The organism is Nocardia sp. NPDC004168 (assembly GCF_040610355.1).
GTDB classification, from domain to species: Bacteria; Actinomycetota; Actinomycetes; order Mycobacteriales; family Mycobacteriaceae; genus Nocardia; species Nocardia sichangensis.
In genome coordinates this window covers 14,367-38,176 of the sequence record NZ_JBEXME010000001.1, presented here as the reverse complement: position 1 = coordinate 38,176, position 23,810 = coordinate 14,367, and the positions used below count along the sequence as shown (strand labels likewise).

The window sequence follows — 23,810 nt, the reverse complement described above, 5'->3', positions numbered from 1 at the left end:
CACCCGGTCGAGTCTGCAGGTGTGAAGGCTCCGTGGCTTTCCCGTAGAGGGTCCGTTGTTCGCCACCGCGTCAGCGTTCTGGCGGGTTTGCGATGAAGGCGAGATCACCTGCGGATTCGCGGCCTGGTTGGTCAGTTCTTGCGTTCGGCCAGGCGGTCGAGGAGGCGCTTGTGCACCGAGGGGGGCAGCATGTCGGCGACGTCGCCGCCGTAGGCGGCGACCTCCTTGACCAGTGAGCTGGACAGGAAGCTGAACGACGGGTTGGTGGCTATGAAGAAGGTGTCCACGCCGGAGAGCTTCTTGTTCATCTGCGCCATCTGCAGTTCATAGCCGAAGTCGCCCGCGTCGCGCAGACCCTTCACGATGGCGGTGATGCCCTGCTCGCGGGCGAAGTCCACCAGCAGCCCCTGCCACGACTCCACCCGGACGTTGCCCAGGTGCGCGGTCGACTCGCGCAGCATCTCGATGCGCTCGTCGACGGTGAACATGCCCTGCTTGTTCGGGTTGATCATGACGGTGATGACGACCTCGTCGAACTGGGCCGCCGCCCGGGTGAAAACGTCGAGGTGTCCGTAGGTCACGGGGTCGAACGACCCGGGGCACAGTGCTCCTGCCATGAGGCGACGCTAGCAGGACGCACGCGGCCGGGCACGGGTGGCCGCACGCGCGCCTATTCGTCCGGATCGAACTCCGCCAGCTCGATGCGGGTTTCGCCGTACCGGCGCGACTTGGCCGGGACGAAGCCTGCGGGCCAGGCGGTTTCGGGGGAACGCGCCGAACGCTCCAGCACGACCACCGCCCCTGGGCGCAGCCAACCGCGCTCGGCCAGCGCGCTCAGGTCGGCCAGCACCGCGGCGTTGTCCACCGCGTACGGCGGGTCCGAGAAGACCACGTCGAAGCCGCCCGCCTCGCCCAGTTGCAGCACACTGGCCACCGTCGCGACCCGCAATTCGGCGCCGGGCAGCCCGAGGTCGGCGATATTGCCGCGAACAACGGCCGCCGCCTTCCGGTCGGATTCGACGAGCAAAGCGTGCTCGGCGCCACGCGACAGCGCCTCCAGCCCGAGTGCGCCGGAACCCGCGTACAAGTCGAGGACGCGCGCGCCCGCGAAGTCCAACCGGGCGTCCAACGCGCTGAACAGCGCCTCCCGGACGCGATCGGAGGTCGGGCGGGTGCCGGACGGCGGCACCCGGAGGCGCCGTCCGCCCGCCGCGCCCGCGACGATCCTCGTCATCCGGCGGACGACTCCCGCACCGCCAGTTCGATGAGCAGGTCACCGCCCTCGACCTGCTGCACGGAGCCGATGGCGACGCGGCCGACGATGCCCGCGCGTGGCGCGGTGATCGCGGCTTCCATCTTCATGGCCTCGATGGTGCCGATGGTGTCGCCCGCCGCGACCGAATCGCCTTCGGAGACCGCGAGAGTGACGACACCGGCGAACGGCGCCGCGATGTGGCCTGGGTTGGCCTTGTCGGCTTTCTCCGCCGCGGGGATCTCGCTGGCGATCGATCGGTCACGCACCGAGACCGGCCGCAGCTGCCCGTTCAAGATGCACATCACCGTGCGCATACCGCGCTCGTCGGGCTCGGAGATCGCTTCCAGGCCGATGAGCAAGGTGACTCCCTTCTCCAACTGCACCCGGTGTTCCTCGCCGCGGCGCAGCCCGTAGAAGAACTGGTTGGCCGACAACCCGGAGGTATCGCCGTACTTCTCCCGGTGGGCGAGGAATTCGGCGGTGGGGCCGGGGAACAGCAACCGGTTCAACGTCGCCCGGCGCTCCTCGGAGCTGCCGGACAGGCCCTTCTCGTCCGCGGGCGTCAACGGTGTCTCGGGCTTGGCCGCGCCGCGCCCGGCCAGAGCCTTGGTGCGGAACGGTTCGGGCCAGCCGCCGGCGGGTGTGCCGAGTTCTCCGCGCAGGAAACCGATCACCGAATCCGGGATGTCGTAGCGACCCGGGTCGGAGGCGAAATCCTCGACCTCGACACCGGTGCCGACCAACGCCAGCGCCAGGTCACCGACGACCTTCGAGGACGGGGTGACCTTCACCAAGCGGCCGAGCAGCCGGTCGGCGGCGGCGTACTTCGCCTCCACCTCCTCGAACCTGTCACCCAACCCGAGCGCGATGGCCTGCTGACGCAGGTTCGACAACTGCCCGCCAGGGATCTCATGGGTGTAGACGCGACCGGTGGGTGCGGGCAGCCCGGACTCGAACGGGGCGTACACCTTCCGCAGCGCCTCCCAGTACGGTTCCAGGTCGCACACGTTCTGCAGGTTCAACCCGGTGTCGTACTCGCTGTGCGCCGCCGCGGCGACGATCGCCGAGAGCGCGGGCTGGCTGGTGGTGCCCGCCATCGCGGCGCTCGCCCCGTCCACGGCGTCGGCGCCGGCCTGCCACGCGGCCAGATAAGTGGCCAGCTGCCCGCCCGGGGTGTCGTGGGTGTGCACGTGCACCGGCAGATCGAAATTGCTGCGCAACGCGGTGACCAGTGTGGTCGCGGCCGGGGCGCGCAGCAGACCCGCCATGTCCTTGATCGCGAGCACGTGCGCGCCCGCGTCGACGATCTGCTCGGCCAGCTTCAGGTAGTAGTCCAGGGTGTAGAGCGACTCGTCCGGATTCGACAGATCCCCGGTGTAGCTGATCGCGACCTCCGCGATCGCGGTACCGGTCTCGCGGACCGCATCGATGGCCGGACGCATCTGGTCGACATTGTTGAGCGCGTCGAAGATACGGAAGATGTCGATACCCGTGGCGGTCGCCTCCGAGACGAACGCGCGGGTCACCGCCTCCGGATACGGGGTGTAGCCGACGGTGTTACGGCCGCGCAGCAGCATCTGCAGGCAGATGTTCGGGATCGCCTCGCGCAACGCCGCCAGCCGCTCCCACGGGTCCTCGAACAGGAACCGCAGCCCCACGTCGTAGGTCGCTCCGCCCCACGCCTCGATCGACAGCAACTCCGGAGTCAATCGCGCCACATGCCCCGCCACGCCCAGCAGACCGTTGGTGCGCACTCGGGTGGCCAGCAGCGATTGGTGTGCGTCGCGGAAGGTGGTGTCGGTGACGCCGACCGCCTTCTGCTCACGCAACGCCCGCGCGAAACCCTCCGGACCCAGCCGCAGGAGCCGCTGCCGCGAGCCGTCCGGCGGCGGCACGCTCAGATCGATCGCGGGCAACTTGTCGTGCGGGTACACCGTGGTCGGCCGATCGCCGTGCGGCTTGTTCACCGTGACGTCGGCCAGGTAGTCGAGGATCTTGGTGCCGCGGTCCGCGGACCGGCGCAGGGTCAGCAGCTGCGGACGCTCGTCGATGAACGAGGTGGTGACCCGGCCCGCCTTGAAGTCCGGATCGTCCAGCACCGCCAGCAGGAAGGGAATGTTCGTGGCGACGCCGCGAATCCGGAACTCGGCCAGCGCCCGGCTCGCCCGCGCCACCGCCGTATCGAAGTCACGGCCCCGGCAGGTGAGCTTGACCAGCATGGAGTCGAAGTAGGCGCCGATCTCGGCGCCCAGGTTCGCGCCGCCATCGAGGCGGATGCCCGCGCCGCCGGGTGTGCGGTAGGCGGTGATCCGGCCGGTGTCGGGACGGAATCCGTTGGCCGGGTCCTCGGTGGTGATCCGGCATTGCAAAGCCGCGCCCCGGATGGTCACGGCGTCCTGGCTGAGACCCAGTTGCTCGAGCGTCTCCCCCGCCGCGATGCGCAGCTGCGACTGCACCAGGTCCACGTCGGTGATCTCCTCGGTCACCGTGTGCTCCACCTGGATGCGCGGGTTCATCTCGATGAAGACGTGGTTGCCGCGCTCGTCGAGCAGGAACTCCACGGTGCCCGCGCACGAGTAGCCGATCTGCCGGGCGAAGGCGACCGCGTCGGCGCAGATCCGTTCCCGCAGTGCGGGGTCCAGATTGGGTGCCGGTGCCAGCTCGATCACCTTCTGGTGGCGGCGCTGCACCGAGCAGTCCCGCTCGAACAGGTGCATCACGTTCCCGTGCTGATCAGCCAGGATCTGCACCTCGATGTGGCGGGGGTTCACCACCGCCTGTTCCAGGAACACCGTCGGGTCGCCGAACGCCGACTCCGCCTCCCTGGAGGCCGCCTCGATCGACTCGCGCAGCTGTTCGGGCGCGGCGACCCGGCGCATCCCGCGCCCTCCGCCGCCGGCCACCGCCTTCACGAAGATGGGGTATTCCAGCCCCCGTGCCGCGGCCAGCAGCTCCTCCACGTCCGACGACGGTGCGCTCGAACGCAACACCGGCAGCCCGGCAGCCTTGGCCGCCGCGATCGCCCGCGCCTTGTTACCCGCCAGTTCGAGCACCTCGGCCGACGGTCCGATGAAGGTGATGCCCTCGCGGGCGCATGCCGCCGCCAGATCCGGGTTCTCCGACAAGAACCCGTATCCCGGGTAGATCGCGTCCGCGCCCGCCGACTTGGCCGCCTCGATGATCGCCTCGATCGACAGGTAGGCCCGCACCGGATGGCCGGGCTCGCCGATCTGGTACGACTCCGCCGCCTTCAGCCGATGGACCGAATTGCGGTCCTCGTAGGGAAACACGGCGACCGTCCCGATGCCGAGTTCGTAGGCCGCACGGAAGGCGCGGATGGCGATCTCGCCACGGTTGGCAACCAAGACTTTCGAGAACATTGACCCAAGGTACCCGGCCGCGTGAACCGCACCGACACGGAATCCCCCTTCGCAAACCTTTTCACAAGACCGACTAGCACGGTTGCGAAGTTGCGTTCACAGCGCCGACACATGAGCGGTGCGGCAGCAACCGGTGTGCTGTCCCGAGGCCGGGTTCGGTTCGGGTCCGGCGGCGGAGGCCGCCGAGCAGCCGTCCCGGTGGTCGATCCCGGCATCTAGCCGCGCTCCCCTGGCACGAGTTCGCGCCCTCGGACCAGGCGAACCACGCGTGCGACGAGTTCGGAAAGGTGAATCCCGGGTGACCCGGCGGTCTGGTAGCCGGTCGAGAGCAGATCCGGGACCGCATGGGCGGCCCGGCCGATAGCCGGAACGGAAGCAGGTGCGGAATCGGTTCGCGATGAGCGGTGCGGGCAAATGCCGGTGTGTGATCCCTCGCGGTGTGCTCGCTCGGCCGCGTCCTATGCTGAGTGGGCAGCTGGTTCACCGCAGCACGACGAGATGGAGCCCCGACGTCGCGCCACGGAGTCGAGCCCGCCCGTACGGCGACGTCACGGCGGGTGAGAGGGAACCCGGTGGGAATCCGGGACTGTCCCGCAGCGGTATGCAGGAACGACCGCCGTCACCAGGCACTGAGTTGAGCGATCCGGACGGTTCGGCGACTTGGGAAGCGACGGCCAGTAGGTCGGCCATCGGGAGCACTCCGGCGTATGCCGGCCCGCACGGCCGGTGCCCGCGAGTCCGAAGACCTGCCAGCCGTGCCGGGTACGCCGTACCCGGCGGCCACCGCCTCGTGGATTGGGCGTGCGGATCACCAGCTGACGTGTCGGGCTCCGCCGGGAACATCACCGGCATGTCACCGGGTTCTCCGCCTGCCCGTATGGCGATGGCTTTCGTCCTCAGCAATGGAGAAACATCGTGACTGTTGCACAGCAAAACCCGTTTACCGCGACGGTTCTCGGGCTTCCACGAGTGGGGCCGCGGCGCGAACTGAAGCGTGCCACCGAAGCCTATTGGGCGGGCAAGATCGACGCCGACCAGTTGCACGCCGTGGCGCGCGACCTCCGGCACGCCCAATTCGCCGAATTACGGGCCGCGGGCCTGGACTCCGTTCCGATCGGCACGTTCTCCTACTACGACCAGATGCTCGACACCGCCGAGTTGCTGGGCGCGCTGCCGCCCCGGGTCGCCGGGATCGCGGACCCGCTGGAACGGTATTTCGCCGCCGCGCGCGGCACCGACACGGTCGAGCCCTTGGAGATGACCAAGTGGTTCGACACCAACTACCACTACCTGGTGCCGGAAATCGAGCCGGAGACCGCCTTCTCGCTGCACCCGGAGAAGCTGCTCGCGGAACTGCGGGAAGCGCTGGAGCTGGGGGTGCCCGCGCGGCCGGTGGTGATCGGGCCGATCACCTTCCTCAAACTGGCGAAGGCGACCGGCGGCTCGGCGCTCGCCCGGCTGATCGAGCTGCTGCCGCTGTATCGGGAACTGCTGCGCAGGCTCGCCGTCGCCGGTGCCGGATGGGTGCAGATCGACGAGCCGGTGCTGGTCACTGACCTCACGGCGGAGGAAATCGACTTGGTGCAGGTCACCTACGAGGAACTCGCCGACGCCGCCGAGCGCCCGGCGATCCTCGTCGCGACCTACTTCGGGCGACCGGATGCGGCGCTGACGGCGCTGGCGAGCACCGGAATAGAGGGGGTCTCCCTCGATTTCACGGCCGGCGCCGACGTCGCCACGGTGGCCGCCGTGCCCGCGCTGACCGGCAAACTGCTCGTCGCGGGGATCGTCGACGGCCGCAATGTGTGGCGCACCGATCTGGACCGCGCCATGGCCACCCTCGGCGCGTTGCTGGGATCCGCTGCGCACGTGGCGGTTTCGAGTTCCTGCTCGCTGCTGCACGTGCCGTACACGCTGGCCGCGGAAACGGGGTTGGACGAGCGGCTGCGGTCCTGGCTGGCGTTCGGTGCGGAGAAGGTGGCCGAGGTGCGCCTGCTCGCCACCGGGTTGAGCCAGGGCACGGAGGCGATCGCCGCCGAGTTGGCCGAGGTGCGGGCGGCGCTGGCGTCGCGGTGGTCGGATCCGCGGCTGAACGATCCGCGCGTGCGAGCCGCGCTCGCCGCGCTCGGGCCCGACGCCGACCGCCGCGCGCCCGCCGAACAACGCCGGGAACTGCAACGGGATCGTCTGCGGCTGCCCGCGCTGCCGACCACGACGATCGGTTCCTACCCGCAGACCTCGGCCATCCGGCTGGCGCGCGCCGCGCTGCGCAAGGGCGAGATCGATCGGGCGGAGTATGTACGCCGGATGCGGGCCGAGATCGCGGATGTCATCGCGCTCCAGGAGGAGTTGGGGTTGGACGTGCTGGTGCACGGCGAGCCGGAACGCAACGACATGGTGCAGTACTTCGCCGAGCAACTCGACGGGTTCGCGGCGACCGAGCAAGGTTGGGTGCAGTCCTATGGGACGCGCTGCGTGCGGCCGCCGATCCTGTTCGGGGATGTCGCGCGGCGGGAGCCGATGACCGTCGAGTGGATCGGCTACGCGCAGTCGCTCACCGACAAGCCGGTGAAGGGCATGCTGACCGGCCCGGTGACCATTCTGGCGTGGTCGTTCGTCCGCGACGACCAGCCGTTGGGCGAGTCCGCCCGACAGGTGGCGCTGGCGATCCGGGAGGAGACCGTGGATCTGGAGTCGGCGGGCATCCGGATCATCCAGGTCGACGAGCCCGCCTTGCGGGAACTGCTTCCGCTGCGCGCGGCCGATCAGCCCGGGTATCTGGAATGGTCGGTGCGGTCGTTCCGGCTCGCGACCTCCGGGGTGTCCGACGCGACGCAGATCCACACGCATCTGTGCTACTCGGAGTTCGGCGAGGTGATCGACGCGATCGCCGGACTGGACGCCGATGTCACGTCCATAGAGGCGGCGCGCTCACGCATGGAGGTGCTCGACGACCTCAACGCGGCGGGATTCGACCTCGGCGTCGGCCCCGGCGTGTACGACATCCACTCTCCACGGGTGCCCAGCGTTGACGAGATCACCACATCGCTGCGCGCGGCATTGAAAGCCGTTCCGGCCGAGCGTCTTTGGGTGAATCCCGACTGCGGATTGAAGACCAGGGGACGCACCGAGGTGGAAGCCTCGCTCCGCAACATGGTCGCGGCAGCGGCGGCCGTGCGGTAACCCACCCGCAGATCGCCGATTCGGCGCCCCCTTTACCTGCCGAAGGGGGCACCGGATCAACTACGGCCTCAGCCGGATTCGGGTTCCGGCCGAGGCGGCTGCCGCCGCCGTAGGGTGTACCGGTCACACGGTTCTTCCCGCCGCGTGACCGGCAACTCCCGCGCCCGCGTCCGCATCCCTCCTCGCCACGCCGTATGACACCCGGAACAACGCTCCATCGGCTACCCCTCCTCACTAGTCGACTACGACACCGTCTTTCCCCTCTTGCTTACTTTCGACGCACCGATGGCCGGTTCGGTTCCATACGATACGAAAGTTCACTTCACAAATCCGAATGTCATTGCGCCCATGTAGCTTTCATCCCATGCCGACACGCTCGCGACGGATGACGAGCGGGCGAAAATGTACTATGACCCTTGTTGTCGCGGCCCTGTCGAAGACGGCCCGGCATCGACTGGAGGAACTCATGACGTCGACCTTCAAGTACGAGTACCAGAGCGACTTCGCCCGCAAGTACGTGGCGCAAGGCCGCGACGAGGGGCGGACCGAAGAAGCGGTGCGGGCCCTTCTCCTTGTGCTGGAAGCGCGCGGGATCGTCGTCGGGCAGAAGACGCGAGCCGAGATCACCGGGTGCACCGATCTCGACCGGCTCGAATCCTGGACGCGCAAGGCCGCCACAGCCGAATCCGAGCACGATCTGTTCGGCTGAGGCCCTACAGTCCGAAGGCGCGGTTGATGGCGACCATGTCGAAGTAGTCACGCCACGTGGTGATGGCGCCGTCGGCGACTTCGAAGAAACCCATGACCGGGAGCGGAGTCTCGCGCCCGGCGGAGCGGAGGGTGTCGGTGCGCTCGTTCATCACCACGTTGCCGGAGGCGATCTGGTGGTGGATGTCGAAATCGATGGCGTCGAAGGTGGTCAGGAAACCCGCGATGAAGTCGCGAATGGCGGCGCGGCCGACGATGGGCTCCATCGGGATGTTGTGGTAGACGGCGTCCTCGGCGAAGTACGCGCTGATCCGATCCGGATCCGGGTCGGACCAGCTTCGGCACATCGCACGCACGAGCTCGTCGGGATCGGGCATTCGTCTGCTCACTTCCTGGTGCCGGGGCGGGGATTGGACCCCTCGATTCAACCAAGCAATTGCTCGGCAGGGAAGGGCGTCAGCGACTTCCGGGTCGGTTTCGTTCCAGGCCGCGGGCAACGGCGAATTTCACGCGTTCACAACGACACGGTGGCAAACCTCTCTTCGCACGCTACGCAGATCGAATACATTGCTGGACACCTCGCAAAAGCACATCTTTGTGGGTAATAGCGCGCGTTATTGCGATGATTGCGAATAATCACAGCTACCATCGTGCACGTGCGCAAGATGTATGCGGGCGCCCGGCTTCGGCGGTTGCGTGAAGAGCGGAGAATGACTCAGGCGGCTCTGGCGAAATCGCTGGATCTGTCGCCGAGCTACCTCAATCAGCTCGAGCGGGACCAGCGCCCACTCACCATTCCCGTACTGCTGAAATTGAATTCCACCTTCGACCTGGACGTCCAGTTCTTCGCCGCCGATTCCGACGCGCGGCTCGTATCGGATCTACACGAAGTGCTGGTCGACGCCGCGGGCGGACACACAGCGCCGCTGACCGAGGTGGAGGAGCTGGCGACCCGCCAACCGGAAGTCGCCAGGATCGTCGTCGCCATGCATCGCCGCCTACGCGCCGCCACCGATCAGCTCGACCTGCTGTCCGCGCGGGTGTCCGCGCCCGCGGGCGCGCCCGGGGTGCCCATGCCCTACGAGGACGTACGCGACTTCTTCTACGACCACCACAATCACATTCCGCAACTCGACATCGCCGCCGAGCAACTGTTCGAGAATTCCGGGCTGACCATCGGCTCGCTCGATCGCCAGCTCGCCCGCATCGCCGAGGAACGCGCCGGCGTCACCGTTCTCGTGCGCGGCGACGGCGCCGACCCCACCGTCCCCAAACGCCACTACGACACCGAGACCCGCACGCTCACGCTCGCTCGCCGATTGCGGCCGGGCCAGCGCGCCTTTCAGATCGCCACCACGCTCGGCCTCCTGCTGTACGGGGCCGAGCTGGATGCCGTGCTGGCCGAGAGCCCGTCGCTCAGCGGCGAATCCCGCACGCTGGCGCGGATCGGGCTGGCCAATTACTTCGCGGGCGCGCTGGTGCTGCCCTACAGCCGGTTCCTGCGCTCGGCCGAGGAACTCCGCTACGACATCGACCTGCTCGGCCTGCGTTTCGAGGTCGGGTTCGAGACCGTCTGCCATCGGCTCAGCACCCTGCAACGGCAGGGCCAGCGTGGCGTTCCGTTCTTCTTCGTCCGCACCGACCGGGCGGGCAACATCTCCAAACGTCAGTCCGCCACCGCTTTCCACTTCTCCCGGGTCGGTGGCAGTTGCCCGCTCTGGGTGGTGCACGAGGCCTTCTCCCATCCCGGCCGGATCCTGACCCAAGTGGCCGAGATGCCCGACGGCCGCCGGTATCTATGGATCGCGCGCACCGCGGCGATCGCCCCACACGGGTTCGGCACCGCGGCGAAGAACTTCGCCGTCGGCCTCGGCTGCGATATCGAATACGCCGACCGCTTGGTGTACTCGTCCGGGTTGCAGCTGGACGACCCGGCGGCCTCGGTCCCGATCGGCGCGGGCTGCAAAGTGTGCGAGCGTCCCGCATGTCCGCAGCGCGCCTTCCCGCACATAGGCAGCCCGTTGGCGGTCGCCGAACACACCAGCACCGACCTGCCCTACCCGCGGCTCGGGCGCTGACGACTTCGCTTCCGGCGAGCTCGTGCGGGTCGGCCCGGCGCGGATCGCCCGGAGTCGCTGCGTCGATCTCGAGCACGACCACCGTGAACGGCGCGCCCGCCGAGGAGATCAGTGCGGCCGGGTCGCCGTTCAGCACCGATCTTTCGGCCGCCACTGTGCGCGAACGGCGACGTGGCTGCCGCACGTGCGCGCCCGGAGTCCGACGTCTCCCGTCCACACCGCCGGTGCGATCAAGACTTGGCCAGATACTCCAGCCGCTCGGAGTCCACCGCCGCGTGCATCATCCCCGCCAGCCCGGGATGCCCGCGCAGCCCCGGGTCGGACGCCACCACCGCGCGGGCGAACTCCTGCGCCGCGGTGATCACCTCGAGATCGTCCAGCAGTGACAGCAGGCGCAACGAGCGGGCGGTGCCGGATTGGGCGGCGCCCAGCACGTCGCCCTCGCGCCGGGTCCGCAGGTCGAGCACCGCGAGTTCGAAGCCGTCGGTGGTGGCGGCGACCGCGTCCAGACGCGCCATGGCCGACCCGCCTGGCGCGGCATCCGTGATCAGCAGGCACAAACCGGGGTGCTCGCCCCGCCCGATCCGGCCGCGCAGCTGATGCAATTGGCTGACGCCGAACCGGTCGGCGTCGACGATCACCATCACCGTCGCGTTGGGCACGTCCACACCGACCTCGACCACGGTGGTGCACACCAGAACGTCCACCGATCCGTCGTTGAACGCCCGCATCACCTGGTCTTTTTCGTCGGCGGGCAGTCTGCCGTGCAGCAAGCCGACCCGCACGCCGGACAGCGGGCCCGCGCGCAGCGTCTCGAACACGTCCAGCACGGCCTCGGTGGTCGGGCCGTCCTTCTCGCCGTCGCCGTTCTTCGCCCGCCCGTTGCGGGATTTGCCCGCGGCCTCCTCGTCGTCGCCGATGCGCGAACACACCACGTACGCCTGGCGCCCGGCGGCGACCTCCTCCACGATCCGCTCCCAGGCGCGATCCACCCAGTTCGGGTGCTGCCTGCGCGGCACCACCCTGGAGACGATCGGCGAGCGGCCTCTCGGCAGTTCGGTCAGCGTGGAGGTCTCCAGATCGCCGAGCGTGGTCATGGCGATGGTGCGCGGGATCGGGGTCGCGGTCATCACCAGCAGATGCGGACTGGCGCCCGCTTTCGCCTTGGCGCGCAGGGCATCCCGCTGCTCGACACCGAAGCGATGCTGCTCGTCGACCACCACCATGCCGAGGTCGAAGAACTCGACGTTGTCCTGGATCAGCGCGTGCGTGCCGATCACGATGCCCGCCTCACCGGTCACCGCTTCCAGCAACGCCGCCTTCTTGGCCGAGGCCGACATCGACCCGGTCACCAGCACCACTCGGGTGGCGTGGTCGGCCGCGCCCAGCTCGCCCGCGGCGCCCAGGTCACCGAGCATTCCGCGCAGCGACCGATAGTGCTGCGCGGCGAGCACCTCCGTCGGGGCGAGCAGCGCGCACTGCAGTCCCGCGTCCACCACCTGCAGCATGGCGTGCAGGGCGACGATCGTCTTGCCGGAGCCCACCTCGCCTTGCAGCAGCCGGTGCATCGGCTGTTCACGGGCCAGGTCGGCGGAGATCTCCGCGACGACCTGCTGCTGCCCCGCGGTGAGTTCGAACGGAAGTCGCTGCTCGAACGCCGCGGCGATACCGTCCGGCCGCGGAGCACAAGCGCGCGCCCTGCGCCCGGACACCTCGTGCCTGCGCTCGGCCAAGACCAATTGCAAGGCCAGCGCCTCGTCGAAACGCAGCCGGTCCTTGGCTCGATCGATATCGTCCTTGCGTTCGGGCAGATGGATCAGGCGCAGCGCGTCGGACAGGTTCGGCAGCGCGCGTTCGGCGCGCACGTCTTCCGGTACGGGATCGTCGAGGGGATCGAGCTGGTCGAGCACCTGACGCACGCAGGCGAGCACGTCCCAGCTCTGCACCTTCGCGGTCGCCGGGTAGACCGGGATGAACTCGCGTTCCATGAACGAGGTGTCCACTCCCCCCGCGCCTTTCGCGCTCTCCGCGAGGCCGCGCAGGTCTCCGCCGCCGCGCACCCTGGTCAGCGCGCCGACCGAATCGTCATCGCCCTCGGTTTCCGGCAGGATCAAGTAGCCGGGATGGCTGAGGTTCCACTGGCCGGGACGCCAGTAGTTCACCGTGCCCGACATCATCGCGCGCAACCCTTCGCGGACCACGTACTTCACCTTGTCGCCGTTGAAGAAGGTGACGTCCACGCCGCGCCCCGAGCCGGTGTCGAGGACCACCTTCAGCAGGGAACCGCGGCGGTTGCGCATCGGCCGCAACTCGGCCTTCGTGATCCGGCCGATGACGGTGATGTGCGAACCGTCTTCCGGCGCTTCCTCGGTGAGCGGCTGCCCCTGCGTCGCGTATCGCAGGGGGTAGTGCCGCAGCAGATCCTCGACGGTCCGCATGTCGAAAGCGTCCGCGAGCGAGTCCGCTGCCTTCGCGCCGAGGATGTGGTCGAGCCGATCACTCAGTGCCGCCATGCCTACTCCACTCCGATCTGCACCGAATCGCCCTGCTGCCCACCGGAATACACGATCACCTCGACGCCGGGAAAGTTCTGCGCGATATGCGCCGCCAGTTCGTCGCCGAGGCCCTCCGGCGCCGCCGCGCCCATCAGCAGGGTGACCAGCTCGCCGCCGAAGGCGAGCAGCCGGTCCAGCAGCGTCCGCCCGGCGGCGGGCACATCGCGCTCGATCACGACGACGTCGTGCCCGGCCAGACCGAGCCCATCGCCCGGTTCGCAAGTGCCGACCATGGTGAGCGCGCGCTCGGTCGCCGCGCGCAGCGATCCCCAGCGCGTGGTGGCGGCCGCCTCGGACATGGCGAAGGCGTCGTCCACCGCGATCCGCCCGCGGTCGTGCACGGCCAAGGCCGCCAGTCCTTGCACCATCGACGCGCTCGGCAACAGCAGCACGTCCCGGTGGGCGTCACGCGCGGCGACACCGACGGCGACCAATTCGTGCGCAGGCAGCGCGCCGTTGGGCAGCACCAGTACCTCTCGGTTCGGCATACGCCGGATCGCGGCCAGCAGAGTTGCCGCGGTGACGGGCTCGCCTGCCAGCACCACCGCGCCCGCGTCCTCGAACAGCGTCGCCGCGCCCGCACCCGCGACCACCGCCAGAATCCCGCGGTCGGCCGGAGCTACGCTCGGGCCGAGCGCACCGGCCACCACCTGGGTCGAATCGGCGGGCGGAACCGATCCCGCGATGCCTTCGCCTCGGGCAGGCCCGGTCCGGGACGCATCGCCATCGGACAGTTCGCCGGGGTTCGCGCGCGTGGCGCGATCAGCCGCGCCGAGGCCGCTCGACACCTCGGATATGTCCGCGTGCGAAGCGAAAGCGACGTTCTCGACGCGGATCCGGCTGAGCATGCCCGCCGCGATGCCCGCTTCCACCGCCGCACCCGCATCGGCGCAGTGCACGTGCGCCGACCAGGATCCGCTTCCGTCGCCGACGACGACGACCGAGTCGCCGAGTTCGCCGAGACGGGCGCGCAACGCGGCCACTTTCCGCTCGTCGGAGTCGGCCAGCAAATACATCACCTCGTACTGCGGTTCGGCCTCGCCGGCGGGCGCCGAACGGTCGGCCGCCGCGGGCCGCGGGTACTCCGGCCGCGTCGGCGCCTCGCCTCGGGTCACGGCGACCAAGCTGTCCAGCAGCACGACCAACCCTCGGGCTCCCGCGTCGACGACACCGGCCCGACGCAGCACGCCCAATTGGAACGGGGTGTCGCCGAGCGCTTTGGCCGCGCCGTCGGCCGCCGCGAGTGCCACATCCGCCAATTCCTGGTCGGGGCATGCCGCGGCCGCCGCGGTCGCGCAGTCGAGCACGGTGAGGATCGTCCCTTCGATCGGCACGCTCAGTGCCTCACGGACCAGTTCGGAGGCCCTGGCCAGCGCGGCGCGCAGGCTGTCGGCCGTGAACGGACCGCCGTGCACCGTGTCCGCGACGCCGCGCAGTACCTGCGACAGGATGATCCCGGAATTGCCGCGGGCGCCGACCGTCGCGCCGTGCGCCATCGCGACGGCGACGGCACGGGCGGCGCTCCCGTCCGCCCGCGCGGCCGCCTCCCCCGCCTCCACCGCGGCACGCATCGTGGCCAGCAGATTGGTGCCGGTATCCGCGTCCGGGACGGGGAACACATTGAGCGCGTTGATCTCCTCGCGCCGATGCTCCAGGCCGGCGAGACAGGTACGGCCCCAGCGCAGCAATGCCGTGCCGTCCATCACGTCTCGCGCTCCGGACACCGTCACCTCACTCCCTTCCGCCACCTGCGCACCACCACCGCCCGCCAGGTTAGCGGGCGGTCCCGACAGGCGACCGGTAAGACCGCGTCATTAGAATGGATATGCCCGGCGACCGATCCGGCACTCGTTCACGGGGACCGGTTTGGTGGATCGAAGGCAGCACAGCTACCCTTGCAGGGTTGCCTCGCGCGGCCGTCACCGGTCTGCGCTGGTCGGCTCTCCGCTGACAGGGCACTCGACATTGCACGAGGATGCGCCGCACCGCGAAAGCGGCGGTCCCCACCATTGACATGAAGGAGTTCGCGACTATGGCTGCCGTCTGCGACGTCTGCGCCAAGGGCCCCGGCTTCGGGAAGTCGGTCTCGCACTCGCACCGGCGCACCAACCGTCGTTGGAACCCGAACATCCAGACCGTTCGCGCGCAGGTCGCCCCGGGCAACACCCGCCGGATGAACGTGTGCACCTCTTGCCTGAAGGCGGGCAAGGTCGCCCGCGGCTGATCCGCCCTCGGGCTGACCGGCCTCGTCGGTACACGCCCCGGCACCCGCATCGGGTGGTCCGGGGCGTTGTCATGAGTGCGGGCCGCGCATGGCCGCTGTGACCGAGCATCCGTGGCGGGTTCAGCCGCTGACCGCCGAGTACGTCTACAGCCTCGCCGAATGCCACATCGCCTGCTGGCGCGAGGCGTACCGGGGGCTGGTGCCCGCGCACGTGCTCGACGCCTTCGATATCGGACGACGGGCCGAGCAGTGGGAGCGCGACCGGCTGCGCTATCCGGGCCGCACGCACGTCGCGGTCGTCGATGACGTGGTGATCGGATTCTCCAGCGCGGGCCCGCCCGGCGACCCGGACGCGGTGATCCCGATCGAACTGCACGCGCTCTACGTGCGTTCCTCCTGGCACGGCAGCGGGGTCGCCGACGACCTGATCCGCGCCGCGCTCGATCCGGCCGCTCCGTGCTCGCTGTGGGTGTTCGAGCAGAATGCGCGCGCCAAGGCGTTCTACCGGCGGCATGGGTTCGTGCTCGACGGCACGCGCAAGGTCGAACCGTTCACCGCCGCGATCGAGGTGCGCATGGTGCGCACGCCGACGACGCACGCCGAGTCGGTGTCGGACGACGGCCGCTAGAGGTAACCTCGCCCTCGCTCCGGTTGCCGTGCGGACTACCGAGGGACTGCGTCCGGCCGCGCCCGTTAAGGTGCAGATCATGACCACCAGCGAGCAAACCGGCTACGTGACGACCGTCGACGGCGTCCTCCAGATCACCATCGCCACCTCCGCCAACGGCACGTCCATGGACTTCGCGGGCATCAACGCGGGCACCGCCGCACTGGGTTCGCTGGGGTCCGAGGTGGGCGCGGTGCTGCTGCGCGGCACCGGCGCGAACTTCTGCGCCGGCGGCGACGTGCGCGGCTTCGCCGCGGCGCAGGACCGCTCCGCGCACATCCGCGGTCTGGCCACCGATCTGCACGATTTCGTCCGCGCGCTGGACGCGACCGCGGTGCCGGTGGTCGCGGCGGTGCAGGGCTGGGCCGCGGGCGCGGGCATGAGCCTGGTCTGCCTGGCCGACATAGCCCTCGGCGGGCCCGGCACCAAACTGCGCCCGGCCTATCCCGGCATCGGACTGAGCCCCGACGGGGGCATGTCCTGGACGCTGCCGCGCATCGTGGGGCAGGGGCGGGCGCGCGAAATCCTGCTCACCGACGCCGTCATCGACGCCGACGAGGCAGTGCGCCTCGGCGTGCTGAGCAGGCTGGTCCCCGACGGCGAGATCGCCGAGGAGGCGCAGCGCCTCGCACGCACTCTGGCCACCGGACCGCGTTCTACCCACGCGAGCATCAAGTCGCTGTTGCGGCAGTCGGGCACCGCGACGCTGAGCGATCATCTCGACAGCGAGCGCGACGGTATCGCCGCTGCCGCGGGCTCCGCCGCCGGACGCGAGGGCGTCGACGCGTTCGTCGCGAAACGCAAACCCGACTACGCCGGACTCGCCTGAATCACTCCCGGGTGGAGAGCACGAATTTCGCCACCGCGTCGGTGAACGAGTCGTTGTCGTCACCGGCCGCGGTGTGCGCCGCGCCGCCGATCTCGACCAGCTGTGCGTGCGGCACCAGCCGCTGGAACGCTTCGGCTCCTTCGGCGCTGACCACGTCCGAGCGCATGCCGCGCACCAGCAGCACCGGGATGCGCAGCGCCCGCGCCGCGTCCTCCATCGGCTCGATCATCGCGGACGGGTCCTCGACCCGATCACTGAGCATGTCCGGATCCCAGTGCCAGTACCAGCGGCCGTCGCGCTCACGCAGATTGCGCAGCAGTCCTTCGGGGCTCTTCGGCCGCGGGCGGTGCGGCAGGTATTCGGCGACCGCGTCGGCGGCCTGTTCGAGGCTGTCGAAACCGTCGCGATGCTTGCCCAGGAAGTCGATCACCCGGGCGACGCCTTCCGGCTCGGGCCTGGTCACGATGTCGACGAGCACCAAGGCGCTGATCGCATCCCCGCCGGGCCGCGCGGTGGCGAGCAGACCGGTGATTCCCCCCATGCTGGCCCCGACGACCACCGCGGGCTCGCCCAGCTGTTCGAGCACGAGCAGCAGGTCGTCCACCATGGTCTGGCGCCGATAGTCACGATCCGGCGCCCACTCGCTGTCGCCGTGGCCGCGGGCGTCCACCGTGACCACCCGCATTCCCGACGCGCCGAGCCGGGCTCCGGTCTTCTTCCACGAATGGCGGGTTTGCCCGCCACCGTGCAGGAAGACGACGAGCGGGCCGTCGACCGGGCCGAACTGATCGGCGGCCAGCTCGATTCCGCCCGAACCGCGCAGCCGGAGCCGGGACGGTTCGAGAAGATAGTTCGCATTACTCACGATCCGTAGGATCGCACAAACGCCGGGACGCGCTGGCGCGAACCCGGCGTTTCGAGTGTTCAGCAGGCGAGGTTGCCCGCGAAGAACAGGCACGCGATCTTGGCGTTGAACGACGCGGAGATGGTGGAGGAACCGCTGGAGGTGTATTCCTCGGCGACCGGGGCCGTGGTGGTCTCCGTGGCCGGCTCGAGCCGCAGCGGAGCCGCGCTCGCGACGGCGGCGCCACTGCTCAGAGCGGCGCAGAAGGCCAGGGTCGCGGTGGTACCGCGCAGCGCGCCCCGGACGGTGTTGTTGTGCATGGAACAGCTCCTCACTCGTTAACTCGGTCGATCACACACAGACGCCCAACTCAGGGCAGGCGCCAGTCAACCGGTTCGGCCCCCAGTTCGTCGAGCAGTTCGTTCACTCGCGAGAAGGGGCGGGAACCGAAGAACCCGCGGGACGCCGACAGCGGCGACGGATGCGCGGACTCGATGTAGGGCACCTCGGACTCGGTCAGCAACGGCTTCAGCGTCGCCGCGTCGCGGCCCCACAGGATCGCGACCAACGGCTCGTCCCTGGCGACCAAGGCGCGGATCGCCTGCTCGGTGACCGCCTCCCACCCCTTGCCGCGGTGCGAGGCAGGCTTGCCGGGCGACACGGTGAGCACTCGGTTCAACATCAGCACACCCTGGTCCGACCACGGGCTCAGATCGCCACAGGACGGCGTCGGGTGACCGAGATCCTTGCTGTATTCGGCGAAGATATTGGCCAGGCTGCGCGGGATCGGCGAAACATCCGGCGCCACGGAGAAACTCAGCCCCATCGGGTGACCGGGCGTCGGATACGGATCCTGGCCGACGACCAGCACGCGCACCGCGTCGAACGGACGCTGGAAGGCCCGCAGCACGTTGTCACCGGACGGTAGATAGCCACGGCCTTCCGCGTTCTCGGCACGAAGGAAATCGCCCATGGCGGTAATCCGATCCGCCACCGGCTCGAGTGCCTTCGCCCATCCCGGATCCATGATTTCCGACAGTGGTTTCGCGCCCATGACCGCACAACTTAGCGTGACCGGCCGTCGCATGACGAGTCCGCCCCACGGAACGATTCCCACCCGACGTCGCCGGTCTGCGCCACACCGTCGACGGTGAGCCCGCGACCGGCCAGAACCCGCCCGACCGCGACCCATCCAGGGGGAAGCGCACCGTCCGGCGCCCAGGTGCCCGCGAAGGCATGGTCCTCTCCGCCGGTCAGGATCCATTGCGCCGCATCGGCATCCAGCCGGGCGGCGATCGGTTCCAGCGCAGGGTCGCGCAGGGCGGCCGAATCCAGATCGATGGCCACGCCCGAGGCCGACGCGATGTGCCCCAGATCCGCGAGCAGTCCGTCGGACACGTCGGTCAGCGCGTGCGGGCCGACGTCGGACGCTTCGGTTCCGAAGTCCTCGTCGAGCGTGACCGGTGCGGACGACTCGATGGCCGAGGTCCCGAAGGAGCCAGGCACTCCCGAATCGAGGCGTGCGGTCGCGGGATCTCCGGCAGTTACCTCGGACGCCGAATCATGCTGCACCTCAGACCGATTTGACCCGCCGTATCGCCCGCGCCGCAGCGCGTCCAACACGAGCGCGTACGGCGGCTGCGGAACGCGATGCGCGGCAAGCACTCCCACGAACTCCGGTCCGGTCGCTCCGGCGGTGAAGGCGGCCAGTCCCGCGGCCGACCAGCCGAGGCGGCCCGCTACCGCGACGACATCGCCCACGCGGGCACCCGCTCGGGTGACCGGCGCGCCGCGGCCCGGATCACCGAAGGCGGTGACGGAGACGACCAGTTCGCGGCTGCGGACCAGGTCGCCGCCCGCGATGGACGCGCCCGCCCTGGCGGCCTCGGCCCACATGCCGTCCGCGAGTCCGTCGATCACCTCGAGCGGGGTCTCGGCCGGGCAGCCGAGCGCGACGACGAACGCGGTCGGCGTCGCCCCCATGGCGACCACGTCGGCGGCGTTCTGCGCGATCGCCTTGCGGCCGACGTCCTCGGGGCTGGACCAGTCCAGCCGGAAGTGCCGGTCCTGCACGAGCATGTCGGTGGTCACCACGAAACGGCCGTCCGGCGCCGCGACCAGCGCCGCGTCGTCACCGGGGCCGAGCAGCACACCCGGCGCCTGGACGCGACCCGCGTTGATGCGCTCGATCAGCGCGAACTCGCCCAGTTCACGCACTGTCCTCGGGGCACTGCTGGCGCTGATGACCGATCCTCTCCGGCGCGCTGCTTGCTGGAATGAGCCCGACGGTACCCTTTCGGGGGCACTCGAGTACCAACGGCCCTGCGGCGCGGCAGCGACGACGCGCGTAGCGGAAAGGATCGGTGAGCATGGCGGCGGATTCGTCGGACCGTGATTCGGCGGAGCCCGAGCACGAACGCACCGATGCCACGGATCCCGGGAGCGCCCCGAAGGAACCGGCGGCGACGGACAATGCGTCCGATCGCCCACAAGCCGCCGACTCGGACGCGCGGACCACTCCTTCCTTGTCGAAGAGCGAGGACAGCGCGAAAGCGGATACCGATACCGGTGAGCCGGACAGCCGCCCCGCGTCGTCCCCGGCACACCAGTACCCGCCCGCGCTCATCGCGACCGCCGTGGCGCTTCCGGTCGTGCTGGTCGTCGCGGTGCTCGTCGCCGCCGTACTCGCGCACCGCGCGCCCGTCGAGCGCGAACCGCTGGTGCTCGGCCCTGTCCCGGCTCCGGCTGCGGAGGGCCCGGCGTGCGCCGCCCTGCTGCCCGCCTTACCCGCGGAGCTGGGTGATTTCACGAAATCGACGCTGGTCGAGCCCGCTCCGCCCGCCACACGCGCATGGCAGCGCGCCGACGGCGGCGACGCCATCGTGCTGCGCTGCGGGCTGGATCGCCCGTTGGAATTCAATCGCGCCTCGCCGCTGCAGATCGTGAACGGCGTGCAGTGGTTCGAGGTCCGCGACCAGGCCGCCAAGGCGAGCACGTGGTTCGCCGTCGACCGTGGGACCTACGTCGCCCTCACCGTCCCTGACGGCTCCGGTCCGACACCGCTGCAAGAAGTCTCCGACACCATCACCGCCAACCTCCCGGCCCAGCCGATCGACCCGGGACCGCTGCCCAACTGACTCCGAGTAGTCGCGCGCCGATCACCTGGGGCGCACCCGACGACGGCAGGCCCTAACGCAACCCGGTGCCGCGAACGAGCGCGGTCTCGATGAGCGTGGAGACGAGTGCGGCATAGTCGATGCCGGTGGCCTCCCACATGCGCGGATACATGGAGATGGCGGTGAATCCCGGCATCGTGTTGATCTCGTTGATGACCGGCCCCTGCTCGGTGACGAAGAAATCGACCCGCGCCAGTCCCTGGCAGTCGAGAGCCTGGAAGGCACGCACGGCCAATTCCCGGATCCGGTCGGACACCTCGTCGTCCAGTTTCGCGGGAACGTCGAATTCGCAGACGTCGTCGAGGTACTTCGTGTCGAAGTCGTAGAACGCGGGTCCGTCGACGGTGACGCCGGTCTCCGGCATCCGGATCTCCGCCACCACGCTCGCCGCGACCCGGCCGTCCGGGTATTCCAGGACCCCGCACTCCACCTCACGCCCGACAATGCCCGCTTCGACGATCACCTTCGGATCATGCGCGCGCGCCACGGCGATGGCCGCGTCCAGCTCGTTCCAGTCGGTGACCCGGGTGATGCCGATCGATGAGCCGCCACGGGCCGGTTTGACGAACACGGGCAGACCCAGGCGCAGCCGGTCTTCCTCGGTGACCGTCGCGGTGCCGGGCCGCAACACCACCTGCGTGCCGATCGGCAGCCCCTCCGCCGCGAGCAGTTTCTTGGTGAACTCCTTGTCCATGCCCGCGGCGCTGGCCAGCACGCCGGGGCCGACGTAGGGAATTCCGGCAAGTTCCAGCATCCCTTGCAGGGTGCCGTCCTCGCCGAACGGTCCGTGCAGGATCGGGAACACCACATCGACCGAGCCGAGCGCCGCGCCGGGATCGTCGAGCGCGATCAGCGCCCCGGGGCGGCTGGGGTCCGCGGCCAGGGTCAATGCCGTGCCGGTGGCGTCCACCGACGGCAGTGCGCGATCGTGGATGCCGAGCGCGGCCACCTCCGAACCGCCGAGCACCCAGCGACCTTCCGTGGTGATGCCGATCGGCACGACCTCGTACTTCTCCTGATCCAGGTGGCGAAGCACGCTACCGGCCGATACGCAGGACACGGCGTGCTCGTTACTGCGCCCGCCGAACACCACAGCCACCCTGATCCGGTTCGTCATGCCCCGAACCGTACCCGTTTCGATGCGCACTCCCACCGCTGACCGTCCCGGACACTCCCGCCGGGGCGGAGCGGGCTCACTCGGGCTTCATCCGCCGCCCGAGCAGGTTGCCGACGGCTTCGCGCACGGAGAGCCCTTCGTGACAGACCTGATGCACCGCGGTGGTCAGCGGCATCTCGACGCCGTGCCGCTCGGCCAGCGCGCGCACCGATGTGCAGGACTTCACACCCTCGGCGACCTGGCCATGAGTGGCCGACTGGGCGGCGTCCATGGATCCGCCCGCGCCGAGCACGTGCCCGAACGACCGGTTGCGCGACAACGGGGAGGTACAGGTGGCGACCAGGTCTCCGACGCCGGCCAGACCCGCGAGCGTCACCGGCTCCGCGCCGAGGGCCACCCCGAGCCGGATGATCTCGGCGAGACCGCGGGTGATCAGGCTGGCGATCGAGTTGTCGCCGAGTCCCATTCCCGACGCGATGCCGCAGGCGAGCGCGATGACGTTCTTGCAAGCGCCGCCGATCTCGCAGCCGACCACGTCGGTGTTGGTGTAGGGACGGAAGTATCCGGTCGCGCAGGCGTGCTGCACCGCCACCGCGCGATCGTTGTCCGAGCAGGCGACCACGGTCGCGGCAGGCTGGCCCACCGCGATCTCGCGCGCCAGGTTCGGTCCGGAAAGCACCGCGATCCGGCTCGGATCGGCCCCGGTGACCTCCTCGATCACCTGGCTCATCCGCAGCAGCGTCCTGGTCTCGATGCCTTTCGCCAGACTCAGCAGCGTGGCGTCGCCCGGGATCAACCCCTTCCACTCCGCGAGGTTGGCCCGCAGCGACTGCGACGGCACCGCCAGCACGACGATGTCCGCTCCATCCAGCGCCACCGCCGGGTCGTGGGTGGCCGCGACCGGCGGCAGCGGAATATCCGACAGGTAATCGGGATTGCGATGTTCGGAGGCCAGCGTCGCGGCGACCTCGGGCCGCCGGGCCCAGATCGTGACCTCGGTTCCCGCGTCCGCCAACACCTTCGCGAACGCGGTGCCCCACGATCCCGCGCCCAGCACTGCCGCCCTCGTCATCAGCCCAATATGCCATGGAAGGATTGCTCGCATGCGCCCGCACGCCGTGCATGCCGTGATCGCGGTCAAGAGCCTCGATCAGGCCAAGAGCCGACTGGCCGACCGGCTGCGCCCGGAGCACCGGGCCCGGTTGGTGTTGGCCATGCTCGCCGACACCGTGACCGCCACCGCGGCGGTCGGCGAGGTCGTATCGGTCACCGTGGTCACGCCCGACCCCGCCGTCGCGGACCTGGCCCGCACGTTGGGCGCGGAAGTCCATCCGGAACCGCGTCAGCGGCACGCCGACGGGCTGAACACCGCGCTCGCCGCCACCGCCGCCGCGTTGCGCGGCGCGCACGGCCCGATCGATCTGCTCGCTTTGCAGGCGGATCTGCCCGCGCTGCGCCCGGAAGAACTGTCGGACATGCTCGCCGCCGCCCCGCGCGGGTTGCGCTCGATCGTGATCGATCACGAGGGCAGCGGCACCGCCGCGCTCGTGGTTCGCGACCCGGTCGCCGCGCTCGATCCCCGTTTCGGTCCCGGGTCGGCACGCAGCCATATCGACGCGGGCGCGGTCGATCTCACCGGGGACTGGCCGGGCCTGCGCTTGGACGTCGACACCCCCGCCGATCTGGACCGCGCGGTGGCACTCGGGGCCGGAAACGCGACGCGTGCTGTCCTGCACGACATCGGCTGGCCGGGCGGCGTTCACGAACACGTTCCACACGTGTGCTAGCCGGTCG

The 23,810-nt window shown here is 69.6% G+C and carries 20 protein-coding genes and 1 riboswitch; of the genes, 8 read left to right on the top strand and 12 right to left on the bottom strand.

Annotation, left to right across the window (positions count from 1 at the left end; translation table 11 throughout):
* Nucleotides 1-131: 131 nt before the first annotated feature.
* From coaD to ABZW96_RS00160, 3 genes are read right to left on the bottom strand one after another with little or no spacing between them, the layout of a single operon-like run.
* On the bottom strand, nt 132-617 hold the full coding sequence (gene coaD / locus ABZW96_RS00170) for a pantetheine-phosphate adenylyltransferase (RefSeq protein ID WP_355069832.1): 486 nt from the start codon (nt 615-617) through the stop codon (nt 132-134).
* 53 nt (nt 618-670) lie between these two features.
* Nucleotides 671-1,234 carry a 16S rRNA (guanine(966)-N(2))-methyltransferase RsmD gene (gene rsmD / locus ABZW96_RS00165; protein ID WP_355069831.1) on the bottom strand — a complete coding sequence of 188 codons (564 nt, stop codon included), beginning with the start codon at nt 1,232-1,234 and terminating at the stop codon, nt 671-673.
* Nucleotides 1,231-4,635 (bottom strand): pyruvate carboxylase, encoded by a 3,405-nt coding sequence (locus tag ABZW96_RS00160; RefSeq protein WP_355069830.1) that lies wholly within the window; start codon nt 4,633-4,635, stop codon nt 1,231-1,233. The genes rsmD and ABZW96_RS00160 overlap by 4 nt, the downstream gene beginning before the upstream one ends.
* A gap of 560 nt (nt 4,636-5,195) precedes the next feature.
* Nucleotides 5,196-5,383: riboswitch (cobalamin riboswitch) on the top strand.
* A 167-nt stretch (nt 5,384-5,550) separates the two neighbouring features.
* Between ABZW96_RS00160 and metE the strand changes: the two genes are divergently transcribed.
* Both metE and ABZW96_RS00150 read left to right on the top strand, forming a co-directional pair.
* Nucleotides 5,551-7,818, top strand: a complete 2,268-nt coding sequence (gene metE, locus ABZW96_RS00155) for a 5-methyltetrahydropteroyltriglutamate--homocysteine S-methyltransferase (RefSeq protein WP_355069829.1) — start codon at nt 5,551-5,553, stop codon at nt 7,816-7,818.
* A 466-nt stretch (nt 7,819-8,284) separates the two neighbouring features.
* Nucleotides 8,285-8,527, top strand: coding sequence for a hypothetical protein (locus ABZW96_RS00150; RefSeq protein WP_355069827.1), 243 nt, complete (start codon nt 8,285-8,287; stop codon nt 8,525-8,527).
* Nucleotides 8,528-8,531: 4 nt separating this feature from the next.
* On the opposite strand, the gene ABZW96_RS00145 is transcribed toward ABZW96_RS00150, so the two are convergent.
* Nucleotides 8,532-8,903: a limonene-1,2-epoxide hydrolase family protein gene (locus tag ABZW96_RS00145; protein WP_355069825.1), complete on the bottom strand. Its 372-nt coding sequence runs from the start codon at nt 8,901-8,903 to the stop codon at nt 8,532-8,534.
* 279 nt (nt 8,904-9,182) lie between these two features.
* On the opposite strand from ABZW96_RS00145, the gene ABZW96_RS00140 reads away from it, so the two are divergent.
* A complete protein-coding gene (locus ABZW96_RS00140; RefSeq protein WP_355069823.1) occupies nt 9,183-10,604 on the top strand; it encodes a short-chain fatty acyl-CoA regulator family protein in 1,422 nt (473 codons plus the stop codon).
* 230 nt (nt 10,605-10,834) lie between these two features.
* Here ABZW96_RS00140 and recG read toward each other — a convergent pair whose 3' ends face one another.
* Both recG and ABZW96_RS00130 read right to left on the bottom strand, forming a co-directional pair.
* The gene (gene recG, locus ABZW96_RS00135) at nt 10,835-13,117 is read right to left on the bottom strand and encodes an ATP-dependent DNA helicase RecG (protein ID WP_355069822.1); all 2,283 of its coding nucleotides are present in this window, start codon (nt 13,115-13,117) and stop codon (nt 10,835-10,837) included.
* A 2-nt stretch (nt 13,118-13,119) separates the two neighbouring features.
* The gene (locus ABZW96_RS00130) at nt 13,120-14,862 is read right to left on the bottom strand and encodes a DAK2 domain-containing protein (RefSeq protein ID WP_355070975.1); all 1,743 of its coding nucleotides are present in this window, start codon (nt 14,860-14,862) and stop codon (nt 13,120-13,122) included.
* Between the two features lie 329 nt (nt 14,863-15,191).
* Between ABZW96_RS00130 and rpmB the strand changes: the two genes are divergently transcribed.
* The 3 genes from rpmB to ABZW96_RS00115 all read left to right on the top strand — a co-directional run bounded on the left by rpmB (nt 15,192) and on the right by ABZW96_RS00115 (nt 16,879).
* Nucleotides 15,192-15,383 carry a 50S ribosomal protein L28 gene (gene rpmB / locus ABZW96_RS00125; RefSeq protein ID WP_039799620.1) on the top strand — a complete coding sequence of 64 codons (192 nt, stop codon included), beginning with the start codon at nt 15,192-15,194 and terminating at the stop codon, nt 15,381-15,383.
* 88 nt (nt 15,384-15,471) lie between these two features.
* On the top strand, nt 15,472-16,011 hold the full coding sequence (locus tag ABZW96_RS00120) for a GNAT family N-acetyltransferase (RefSeq protein ID WP_355069820.1): 540 nt from the start codon (nt 15,472-15,474) through the stop codon (nt 16,009-16,011).
* A gap of 79 nt (nt 16,012-16,090) precedes the next feature.
* The gene (locus ABZW96_RS00115; RefSeq protein WP_355069818.1) at nt 16,091-16,879 is read left to right on the top strand and encodes an enoyl-CoA hydratase-related protein; all 789 of its coding nucleotides are present in this window, start codon (nt 16,091-16,093) and stop codon (nt 16,877-16,879) included.
* Between the two features lies 1 nt (nt 16,880).
* Here the strand turns inward: ABZW96_RS00115 and ABZW96_RS00110 are convergent, their stop codons facing one another.
* From ABZW96_RS00110 to thiL, 4 genes are read right to left on the bottom strand one after another with little or no spacing between them, the layout of a single operon-like run.
* A complete protein-coding gene (locus tag ABZW96_RS00110) occupies nt 16,881-17,744 on the bottom strand; it encodes an alpha/beta hydrolase (RefSeq protein WP_355069816.1) in 864 nt (287 codons plus the stop codon).
* 59 nt (nt 17,745-17,803) lie between these two features.
* Nucleotides 17,804-18,043 (bottom strand): hypothetical protein, encoded by a 240-nt coding sequence (locus ABZW96_RS00105; RefSeq protein WP_355069814.1) that lies wholly within the window; start codon nt 18,041-18,043, stop codon nt 17,804-17,806.
* Between the two features lie 50 nt (nt 18,044-18,093).
* A complete protein-coding gene (locus ABZW96_RS00100; RefSeq protein ID WP_355070973.1) occupies nt 18,094-18,777 on the bottom strand; it encodes a uracil-DNA glycosylase in 684 nt (227 codons plus the stop codon).
* An 11-nt stretch (nt 18,778-18,788) separates the two neighbouring features.
* Entirely contained in the window at nt 18,789-19,940 is a 1,152-nt protein-coding gene (thiL, locus tag ABZW96_RS00095) for a thiamine-phosphate kinase (RefSeq protein ID WP_355069812.1), read from the bottom strand.
* 152 nt (nt 19,941-20,092) lie between these two features.
* Between thiL and ABZW96_RS00090 the strand changes: the two genes are divergently transcribed.
* Entirely contained in the window at nt 20,093-20,860 is a 768-nt protein-coding gene (locus ABZW96_RS00090; RefSeq protein ID WP_355069811.1) for a DUF3515 domain-containing protein, read from the top strand.
* A 52-nt stretch (nt 20,861-20,912) separates the two neighbouring features.
* Here the strand turns inward: ABZW96_RS00090 and ABZW96_RS00085 are convergent, their stop codons facing one another.
* Together ABZW96_RS00085 and ABZW96_RS00080 are read right to left on the bottom strand one after the other, a co-directional pair.
* Nucleotides 20,913-22,016 carry a D-alanine--D-alanine ligase family protein gene (locus ABZW96_RS00085; protein WP_355069809.1) on the bottom strand — a complete coding sequence of 368 codons (1,104 nt, stop codon included), beginning with the start codon at nt 22,014-22,016 and terminating at the stop codon, nt 20,913-20,915.
* Between the two features lie 76 nt (nt 22,017-22,092).
* Complete coding sequence (locus ABZW96_RS00080) at nt 22,093-23,088, bottom strand: NAD(P)H-dependent glycerol-3-phosphate dehydrogenase (RefSeq protein ID WP_355069808.1); 996 nt, start codon at nt 23,086-23,088, stop codon at nt 22,093-22,095.
* A gap of 31 nt (nt 23,089-23,119) precedes the next feature.
* Here ABZW96_RS00080 and cofC point away from each other — a divergent pair, with 31 nt between their 5' ends.
* A complete protein-coding gene (cofC, locus tag ABZW96_RS00075; RefSeq protein ID WP_355069806.1) occupies nt 23,120-23,803 on the top strand; it encodes a 2-phospho-L-lactate guanylyltransferase in 684 nt (227 codons plus the stop codon).
* The last annotated feature ends 7 nt before the right edge of the window (nt 23,804-23,810 follow it).